The following is a 9,923-nucleotide window of genomic DNA, read 5'->3' on the forward strand; positions in this document are numbered from 1 at the left end:
GCGGGGTGCGCTGTTTGACTGAATCCTGGAATGTCAAGCTTTCGTTGACCAGATACCCTTAGTCAGAAATTATCGTAACTCTGTTTTCGGTTCCCAGAGAGTCCTTGTTAATCAAATCTAAGAAAACATGAAAACCGGGCGAGGGTTCACTTCATCCCAACCTGAAGGTCGGGGTATTCGTGACCCTCCGCGCTCCCGATGTAATAAAATTCTACGAGTCTTCCCTTATCTAGCTCGTCCCTTGTTAAGCTCTTCTCATACCTTTTCACAATTTCCCCGCACAATTCCGATATCCTCTGCCATCTTTCTCAAATAGTTCCTTATATCCCGCCTCCCACTGCTATCCTGGAGGTGAGGCGACCAGACACGACTACAGAATACGAGCATTTCATTTCAAGCGCATATCCTTCGAAGTTGGGCCCTCCTCCCAACTTTATAGCGGGCATAGATCCGGAGGCGAACCACCCCTCCGGCATAATCCTAAAAAAATCAGAATCGTTCCTAAATGAATTCAGGTGTAATATGAGGCAGATAGCCATTTACGGCAAAGGCGGAATCGGCAAGTCGACCACCACCCAAAATCTCACAGCAGCCCTCTCGACCATGGGCAAGAAGATCATGCAGATAGGCTGCGACCCCAAAGCAGACTCCGTGAAGATGCTCATGAACGGCAAGAGACAGCCATCAGTTCTTGACACCCTTCGAAAGGAAGGAGAAGGAGAATTGGATGACGTACTGAAGACCGGCTTTGGAGGCATTCGCTGCGTCGAGTCCGGAGGCCCGGAACCGGGCGTGGGCTGTGCAGGTCGCGGGATAATCACCTCCATCGGCCTCCTTGAGAACCTGGGAGCCTACACCCCAGACCTCGACTATGTCTTCTACGACGTCCTGGGAGACGTCGTCTGCGGCGGCTTCGCTATGCCCATCCGGGAAGGAAAGGCCCAGGAGATCTACATCGTGGCCTCCGGAGAGATGATGGCTCTTTATGCCGCCAACAACATCTGCAAGGGCATCCAGAAGTTCGCCGAGTCCGGCGGAACGCGTCTGGGCGGCATCATCTGCAACTCCAGAAACGTCGACCGGGAACGGGAGCTGGTAAGCGCTTTTGCCGAGAAGATCGGCAGCCAGATGATCCAGTTCGTGCCCAGAGACAACATCGTCCACCAGTCAGAGATCCACAAGCAGACAGTGATCCAATATGCTCCAGACTCAGACCAGGCCAAAGCCTATTTGGCGCTGGCCAAGGCCGTGGACGAGAACCAGATGTTCGTTATCCCAAAGCCGATGGAGTATGAAGAGCTGGAACAGGTCATGATGGAATGGGGTGTTGTGGAATGAAGATGATCCGGGCAGTCATAAGACCGGAGGCTGTGGATAAGGTCGCTGACTCCCTGGAGACAGGCGGCTTCACTGCCTTAACCCGAATCGAGGTCTTCGGCAGAGGCAAGCAGAAGGGCATCAAGGTTGGCAACGTTGTGTATGACAACCTTCCCAAGACCATGATCATGCTGGTTGTCGATGACGATAGCGTTGAGAAGTCGGTCAAGATCATCGAGGACAGCGCCAGGACCGGGAATATTGGAGACGGCAAGATCTTCATCAGCTCGGTAGACGAAGCCTACACCATCCGAACCGGCCAGAGAGGGCTGTAGAAAATGAAAGAAGTAATAGCCATCATCCAGCTGAACAAGATGGAGGCGACCAAAGACGCACTGGAGGTCATCGGAATTAGCAGCTTTACCGCCTACAAGGCTTCTGGACGGGGAAAGCAGAAAGGTCTGCAGATACCTCATCCAACGCCGCTGGATGAGAGGGATGAGAGAGATGAGAGGGATGAAAAGAGGATGAAATATATCCCCAAGAGGATGATCTCGGTTATGGTGGAAGACGAATTCGTTCCCGCGGTAGTGGCAGTGATCACCAAAGTGAACCGAACTGGAAACTATGGCGATGGCCGAATCTTCGTCAGCCCGATGGAAGAATCAGTCAGAATAAGAACCGGAGAGAGAGGGAGCGTGGCCATATCATGAGCGGAGTCGAAAGAGAGCCAGTAACCATTGCCCGGAGCCGGCAGACGGTCGAAGCGATGGTGAAAGGACTTCCCCAAAAAACGCAGGACATCAGAAAAAAGCATGTTGTAGTCAAGGACTCCTGCGAGATCGAACAGAGGATCGAAGCCAACGACCGCAGCGTTCCGGGCATCCTGACCAACCGCGGTTGCGCTTATGCCGGCTCCAAGGGGGTGGTTTTCGGGCCGATCAAAGACATCCTGCACATCACCCACGGCCCCATCGGCTGCGCCTACTTCACCTGGGGAACGCGCCGCAACCTGATGAGCCAGGATGAGGGCAGAGAGTGTTATTCGGGCTACTGCCTGAGTACAGACGTCAAGGAGACGGACATAGTCTTTGGCGCCGAGAAGAAGCTGGCTACAGCTATCAGGGAGGCCTATGCCATCTTCAAGCCGGAGTGCATCTCTGTCTTTTGCACCTGCCCCATCGGCCTCATAGGCGACGATATAGAATCGGTCTGTCGCAAGGCAGAAGAGGACCTCAAAATCAAGATTATCCCAGTACGCTGCGAAGGCTACCGGGGCGTTTCTCAATCCGCTGGGCACCACATCGCCTCCAACGCTCTGATGGAGCATCTGGTGGGCACGGAGGAGCTGGAGAATCCCGGACCCTTCGACGTCAACGTCTTCGGAGAGTACAACATCGGTGGAGACTACTGGGTGGTCAAGGACCTTCTGGAGAGAGTGGGCTACCGCATAGTGAGCCCCTTCACTGGCGACGCCTCGTTCCACGATATCGCCAAAGCTCATAGGGCAAAGCTGAACATCCTGCTCTGCCACCGCTCCATCAACTACACCAACCGCATGATGGAAGAGAAGTACGGCATTCCCTGGCTGAAGGTCAACTACCTGGGAGTGGAGGATACCATCAAGACGCTGCGGGATATGGCAGCGTTCTTCGACGATCCCGGCCTTACCAGAAGAACTGAAGCTGTGATTGACGAGGAGATGGCCAAGATCCAGCCGACGATCGATATGTACAGAAAGAGGCTGGCTGGAAAGAGGGTCATGATCCTGGTCGGTGGCTCAAGAGCGCACCACTTCAGGAACATGTTCGAGACTCTGGGAATGGAGGTAGTCGTGGCCGGATACGAGTTCGCCCACCGGGACGACTACGAAGGCAGAAAGATCCTCACCAGCATCGTCCACACCGGACGCTCCAAAGTCCTTGAGGACATCCACTACGAACGCGACCCGAACGTCGTCTCGCCGTATGACAACGAAGCGCTCCAGAAGAAGAAGGAGAAGATTCCGAGGCTCATGGATTACGAGGGCCTGCTCCCCCACATGAAGGATGGCCAGATAATGATCGATGACTACAGCCATCAGGAGTGCGAGCGGCTGGTAAGGGAATTGGGGGTGGACCTCTTCTGCTCGGGGATAAAAGACAAGTACGTCTTCCAGAAGATGCACATTCCCTCCCGCCAGATGCACTCTTATGACTACAGCGGCCCTTACACCGGCTTTTCGGGCTTTGTGCAGTTCGCCAAGGACATCGACATGTCTGTGAATAGCCCCACCTGGAAATTTATAACCCCACCCTGGAGGCAGAAGAGTAATGCTTGACTATACACCAAAAGAGATGGCGCAAAGAGAGACCCTGGTCATAAACCCGGCCAAGATCTGCCAGCCCATCGGCGCCATCCTGGCCTATAAAGGCATCCACAACTGCATGCCCATCACCCACGGCTCGCAGGGGTGCAGCTCATACCTGCGCATGGTGTTGGCCCGCCACTACCGAGAGCCGACGCTCGCTGCTACCTCCTCATTTACAGAGGACTCGGTGGTATTCGGAGGCAGAAACAACCTCAAAGAGGCGGTTGATAACGTGGTGAACATCTATCATCCCGATGTTCTCGCCATCAATACGACCTGCTCCTCAGAGACCATAGGCGACGATGTCTCCTCCTTCATGGAAGAGATCAAAGAAGAGGAGTTCTTCGACCCCAATGTGCGCGTCGTCATTGCCAGCACACCCAGCTACGTTGGATCGCACATCACCGGCTATGACAATGCGGTAAAGGCCATCGTCCAGAGCTTTGCTCGCAGGGGATCGCCCAACGGCAAGCTGAATGTCATTCCCGGTTTCGTGGAGCCAGGAGACATTCGTGAGATCAAGAGGATACTTGGCATTATGGGCGTTCGCCATATCATATTCCCTGATACCACGGACGTATTCGACGCACCGATGTCACCCCAATCAGGCGGACTTTTTCCGCCGGGTGGAACAACCATCCCGGACTTGAAAGACGCCGCCAATTCCCGTGCTACCATAGCTCTGGGAAGGACTGCTGGCGCCTCCGGAGCCATGGTCCTGAAGGGCAAGTTCCAGATTCCCGCCGTCATCGGCCCCATGCCCATTGGCATTCGTAATTCCGATGCATTTGTGATGAACGTCTCCAGCCTCATGGATGTGCCCATTCCCCAGGGGATAGAGGAAGAAAGAGGCAGGCTGGTGGACATGATGACCGATGCCCATCCCCACTTCCATGGCAAGAGCTTGGCTATCTTTGGAGACCCTGATACCGTCGCAGGACTGGTCAGCCTGGCAGTGGAGATGGGCATGAACCCCACATATGCGCTCACGGGCACTCCAGACAAGAAGTTCGAAGAAGAGGTTCATAGTGTCTCGCCTGACTGTGAAGCAATGATAGGAGACACATTCCTCCTGCACCAGAAGATCAAGAACAATCCGGTGGATATGCTCGTCAGTAATACCTATGGCAAGCTGATAGCCAGGGCAGAGGATATACCGCTGGTGCGGGTGGGGTTCCCCATAACCGATCGGGCCAATCTGCATTACTTCCCCATCATCGGCTACGCCGGAGCTGCCCGCCTGGTGGAGATGATAGGCAACGCCTTTCTGGAGAGGCGTGACAGAGACTCGGACGACACTCATTTCGAGATGGTCCTGTAGGAAACAACTACCATGAGCGTGATCAAGACCTTTGAAGGCAGAGAGGGTCACATATCCCAGAAAACGGGCTATGATCCTGTGTCCCTCTCCTGCAGCAACGAGAGCCTCGCTGGTGCCGTCAGCCAGAGGGCATGCGTTTATTCCGGAGCCCGGGTAGTGCTCAATCCCCTCACCGATGCCCTTCATCTGGTGCACGGCCCCATCGGCTGTGCCAGCTATACCTGGGATATCAGAGGGAGTTCCTCCTCCGGTCCGGACCTCTATAAGAACAGCTTTTCCACAGACATGTCGGAGCTGGATGTCGTTTATGGCGGCGAGAAGAAGCTGGCAAGAGCCATTCGTGATCTGGCGGAGAGGTTTCATCCCCCGGCCATATTCGTCTATTCCACCTGCATCGTGGGGATTATTGGAGATGACCTGAAAGCAGTCTGCCGTAGCGCTACCGCAGAGCTTGGCCTGCCCGTCATTCCTGTCCGGTCGGAAGGCTTTCGCGGAAACAAGAATGAGGGCTACAAGGCTGCCTGTAATGCTCTATTCGAGCTGGTCGGCACGAAGGAATACAGGCCTGCCATCCCTTATGCCATAAACCTCCTCGGGGAGTACAACGTTGCCGGAGACCTCTGGGCCATCAAGCCCCTATTTGAGGAGATGGGGATCGAGGTGGTAGCCACATTTACTGGAGACGGCAGGGTAGCAGAGATCCAGAGATCTCATACCGCCCGGCTGAATCTGGTCCAGTGCAGCGGCTCCATGACCTACCTCGCAAAGAAGATGGAAGAGAGGTATGGCATTCCCTACCAGCACATCAGCTTCTTCGGCCTTGGGGATTTGGCATCAGCTCTGCGCTGCGCTGCTCGATTCTTTGCAGACCAGAGCATGCTGGCAAAGGCAGAGGAGATAATCGAACGGGAGACGGCTCGGGTCATGCCAAAGATCGTCTACTACCGTTCCCGGGTCCAGGGAAAGAAGGCCGCCATCTACATGGGTGGCGCTGCCAAAGCAGTCTCCCTGGTCAGAGCTTTCGAGGAGCTGGGAATGGAGGTGGTGATCATAGGAACGCAGACCGGTGACCGGGACGACTACCGGAAGATAAGCTGCATGGTCAGGGACGGGACGGTAATTGTGGACGATGCCAATCCTCTTGAGCTGAGGGAGCTGCTGGCAGTCCAAAAGGCCGATCTGCTGGTGGCAGGGGTCAAAGAGAGGTTTCTTGCTTATAAACTTGGAATCGCTTTTTGCGACTTCAACCACGACCGAACCACCAGCTTTGAGGGCTATGACGGCCTGATCAACTTTGCCCGAGAGCTGGATGCCAGCCTGAACAGCCCTGTCTGGAGGCTGCCCCTGCATAGACCAAGTCCTATTGCAGGTTCAAGAGGTTTGGAAATCGAGAAAGGTATCGAGAAAGCAGCAGAAGGAGGTGTACAGGCCGATGTCTGAGAGCTATTCCACAATAAATCCCTGCAATATGTGCATGCCCATGGGATCGGTCCTGGCTTTCCGGGGAGTCGAGGGGTGCATGCCTCTGTTTCACGGCTCTCAGGGCTGTGCTACCTATATGCGATTGTACCTCGCCCACCACTTCCGGGAGCCAGTGGATATTGCATCCTCGGCACTGAGCGAGAAGGGGACGGTTTATGGTGGCTCTGCCAACCTGAAGATGGGTCTGAATAACCTCATCATCGGTTACAGCCCCAAGGCCATCGGCGTAGCCACGACCTGTCTTGCCGAGACCATTGGAGACGACATCGTCCAGATCATAAATGAATTCCGTGCCGAGGAGAAATCCAATATCCCAATCATTCCAGTGTCCACTCCCAGCTATTCCGCCTCTCATGAGGAAGGATATGCCAGAGCGCTCCAGGCATTGGTTCAGAGCCTGGCCAGGAGAACAGAGCCCGGCGGCAGGATAAATCTGATCATCGGATCGTTTGTTTCTCCAGCGGATGTGCGCTACCTCAAAAATATGATTATTGATTGGGGATTTGCAGACGGGTTCATCCTGTTTCCCGATATATCTGAGACCCTTGATGCTCCGCGAGAGGAAAACCCGCCAAGGATCACAGAGGGTGGCACAACACTAGAGGATATGGTTGACACTGCCAACTCACGCTGTACACTGACCATCGGCGGGCGCTTCCAGAGCAGTTCGGCTGGGGGATTTTTGGAACGAGAGTTCAGAGTGCCGCAAACGGCTCTGCCCCTGCCCATTGGCCTTAAAGATACCGACCTATTCGTATCCATGCTGGAGGAGCAGACTGGAATTGCACTTCCCGAGAGATATGAGGCCCAGAGGGGCAGGCTGCTTGATACCCTGGCTGATGTTCACAAATACCTGGCAGGGGTCAGGGTGGCAGTTTATGGAGATTCCGATATTGTTCTAGGACTGACAAGGTTCCTCTGTGAGGCGGGAGCAATTCCGGCCGTTGTGGCAACCGGATTGAGAAGCACCCGCTTTGAGGCGGAGATAAGGGCGGCGTCTGAGGATGCCCTAATTCTCCTGGGGGCTGATTTCAGCCAGATCCACGACAAAATAAGGAATGCAAGAATCGACCTGATGCTGGGCACCTCCAATGGCCGTCAGATATCAAAAAAAGAGGGAATACCTCTGGTGCGGGTGGGGCTTCCCAACCACGATCGAGTGGGAGCAACGCGGCAGCTCCTGGTTGGGTACGAGGGTGCCACCCGGCTTGCGGATGCCATAACCAATGCTCTGCTGGATGAGAATAACCTTTGAACAATGGGGCATCATCAAGCAGCCGGACAGGCGGTCTTGCCATAAGGGTCTGGGCCACAGGTCTGAGAGCTCAGGATTTTGAGGTGATTTTGTTCCATCCGGCAAGGCTTAAATAAGTTTACATATTAGCTCACTAATTAGAGATAAGTTAGTGCATATGATTATTGAGAATATATCTGAGTATATTGAAATTAGCTGAAAGATCGAAGCATATTGAAGCATACCAAGATATAAATAATAATCGTTGCATTTCAGGAGGGCAAAGCTTTGATGAAAAAAAGTATATTTATCGCATTTTTTGCAGCCCTGGTCCTTTCCATGTCTGCAGGATTCGCCCAATCGCCGGATGAGCTCATAGTCTTTACAGCAGCTTCGCTGACAGGAGCTTTTGGCGAAATAGGAGAGATATACGAGAACGAAACCGGCATCCATGTGGCATTCAACTTCGACGGCTCACAGGCACTGCGCACCCAGCTCGAAAACGGTGCTTATGCCGATCTCTTCGCTTCAGCCAATACGAAGCAGATGAATGCCGTAAGAGAGAGCAGGCTAATGAACAACAGCAGCGTCGCCATCTTCACAAGAAATAAGCTCTCGCTCATCATTCCCAAGGATAACCCTGCAAAGATCACCAACCTCTCAGACCTCGCCCGGCCGGGTGTCAAGATCGTCATGGGAACAAAGGATGTACCGGTGGGCGACTATGCTCTGCAGATCATAGCCAGGCTTGGCAACGACTCTGCATATGGTCCGGATTATGAGAGAGATGTGCTGGCCAATGTCATCTCTCAAGAGACAAATGTCAACTACGTGGTGACCAAAGTGGCCCTGGGAGAAGCAGATGCCGGATTTGCATATATCTCCGATATCACCCAGGATATGACAAGCAAGATAGACAAGATAGTTATCCCGGACGAATACAATATCATAGCCGAGTACCCCATGGGAATGCTTCTGGAATCAAAGTATCCTGCCGAGAGCCAGAGGTTCATGGATCTGGTTATGTCGGATGAGGGCAGAGCGGTCCTGGAAAAGTACGGCTTCGCTCCCGTCGAACGCGAGCCTATGATGCATGAGGAGACTGCTTCGGCGTCAGCTGCTGCTGCTTAACCGGAAGATCTCTTTTTTTTAGGCCAGGGAAAGAAACAAAACCGAGAGAATTTAATGAAGAGATCGAGTGACCAATGGCTTCCAATCAAATAGACATCAATCGTCTCGGCAAAAGAGATCTTGCTGAGCTGGCAGGTCGGGGACAAGAGAGCGTCAGCATTCTTTCCAGGTTACGGGAGGTGGCTCTAAAAGCGAGTTTGGCCCTCTTACTGATAATTGCCATAACCTTCATAGCTCTGCCTGTAGTCGCGCTCTTCCTCAGAAGCCCTCTGGACACTACTCTCCAATCTCTTCATGATCCAGTGGTAATGGATGCACTCAGACTCAGTCTTATGACCTCCACCCTGACCACCATCACTGTGGTATTAATGGGAACGCCTATCGCCTACGTCAGCGCTCGATTTCGATATTTCGGCAAGGAGCTGGCCGACTCTCTGATTGATCTGCCTGTTATCATGCCTCCTGCGGTGGCAGGAATTGCCCTACTCATGGCCTTTGGCCGGATGGGAATCGTTGGCCATTACCTGGACGCCTTTGGAATAAGCATCGCCTTCACCACTCTGGCGGTGATCATAGCCCAGGTATTCGTCTCCAGCCCCTTTTACATTCGCCAGGCGAGGACGAGCTTCGAAGATGTGGACATTGCTCTCGAGAATGCGGCTCGAACCCTGGGAGGTTCACGGATCTACACCTTCTTTCATGTCATCCTGCCCATAGCCATCAACGGCCTCGTCTCCGGGGCCATAATGGCCTTCGCCCGCTCTCTGGGAGAGTTTGGAGCTACTATCATGTTTGCCGGCAACTTTCAGGGCAGGACGCAGACCATGCCTCTGGCCATCTATACAGCCATGCAAGGCGATCTGGACGTCTCCCTGTGTATTGCCATAATACTGGTGGCCATTTCATTTGTGGTCATATTCCTGGTAAAGACTCTAACCCGGCGGGTGTATAAGAATGCTGGAAATTGACATTAAAAAGGGGCTTCGGGATTTCGATCTCGAGGTTAAAATGATGATCAAAGAAGGCGAGATCCTGATGCTGGTGGGGGATAACGGCTGTGGGAAGACCAGCCTGCTGAATTTAGTGGC

Annotated in this window: 10 protein-coding genes; all 10 read left to right on the plus strand. The window is 53.6% G+C overall.

The genetic code is table 11. The annotated features are described in order from the left end of the window. Positions 1-522 precede the first annotated feature (522 nt). A complete protein-coding gene (gene cfbC / locus BP822_RS12080) occupies positions 523-1,338 on the plus strand; it encodes a Ni-sirohydrochlorin a,c-diamide reductive cyclase ATP-dependent reductase subunit (protein ID WP_013718497.1) in 816 nt (271 codons plus the stop codon). Next, the gene (locus BP822_RS12085; protein WP_013718498.1) at positions 1,335-1,652 is read left to right on the plus strand and encodes a P-II family nitrogen regulator; all 318 of its coding nucleotides are present in this window, start codon (positions 1,335-1,337) and stop codon (positions 1,650-1,652) included. Before cfbC ends, BP822_RS12085 begins: the two co-directional genes overlap by 4 nt. 3 nt (positions 1,653-1,655) lie before the next feature. After that, the gene (locus BP822_RS12090) at positions 1,656-2,030 is read left to right on the plus strand and encodes a P-II family nitrogen regulator (protein ID WP_013718499.1); all 375 of its coding nucleotides are present in this window, start codon (positions 1,656-1,658) and stop codon (positions 2,028-2,030) included. Then, the gene (gene nifD, locus BP822_RS12095) at positions 2,027-3,637 is read left to right on the plus strand and encodes a nitrogenase molybdenum-iron protein alpha chain (RefSeq protein WP_048131724.1); all 1,611 of its coding nucleotides are present in this window, start codon (positions 2,027-2,029) and stop codon (positions 3,635-3,637) included. Before BP822_RS12090 ends, nifD begins: the two co-directional genes overlap by 4 nt. Continuing rightward, positions 3,630-4,988, plus strand: a complete 1,359-nt coding sequence (gene nifK, locus BP822_RS12100; RefSeq protein WP_013718501.1) for a nitrogenase molybdenum-iron protein subunit beta — start codon at positions 3,630-3,632, stop codon at positions 4,986-4,988. The genes nifD and nifK overlap by 8 nt, the downstream gene beginning before the upstream one ends. Before the next feature lie 12 nt (positions 4,989-5,000). After that, positions 5,001-6,428, plus strand: coding sequence for a nitrogenase iron-molybdenum cofactor biosynthesis protein NifE (nifE, locus tag BP822_RS12105; protein ID WP_013718502.1), 1,428 nt, complete (start codon positions 5,001-5,003; stop codon positions 6,426-6,428). Beyond that, positions 6,421-7,725, plus strand: coding sequence for a nitrogenase component 1 (locus tag BP822_RS12110; protein WP_286859237.1), 1,305 nt, complete (start codon positions 6,421-6,423; stop codon positions 7,723-7,725). The genes nifE and BP822_RS12110 overlap by 8 nt, the downstream gene beginning before the upstream one ends. 318 nt (positions 7,726-8,043) lie before the next feature. Continuing rightward, positions 8,044-8,835, plus strand: coding sequence for a molybdate ABC transporter substrate-binding protein (gene modA, locus BP822_RS12115; RefSeq protein ID WP_276620848.1), 792 nt, complete (start codon positions 8,044-8,046; stop codon positions 8,833-8,835). A 74-nt stretch (positions 8,836-8,909) separates the two neighbouring features. Further along, positions 8,910-9,803, plus strand: coding sequence for an ABC transporter permease (locus BP822_RS12120; protein ID WP_013718505.1), 894 nt, complete (start codon positions 8,910-8,912; stop codon positions 9,801-9,803). A gap of 43 nt (positions 9,804-9,846) precedes the next feature. Further along, a partial coding sequence (locus BP822_RS12125; RefSeq protein ID WP_286878370.1) for an ATP-binding cassette domain-containing protein occupies positions 9,847-9,923 on the plus strand: 77 nt, incomplete at its 3' end.

The organism is Methanosaeta sp. UBA458 (genome assembly GCF_002496085.1).
Classification (GTDB): Archaea; Halobacteriota; Methanosarcinia; order Methanotrichales; family Methanotrichaceae; genus Methanothrix; species Methanothrix soehngenii.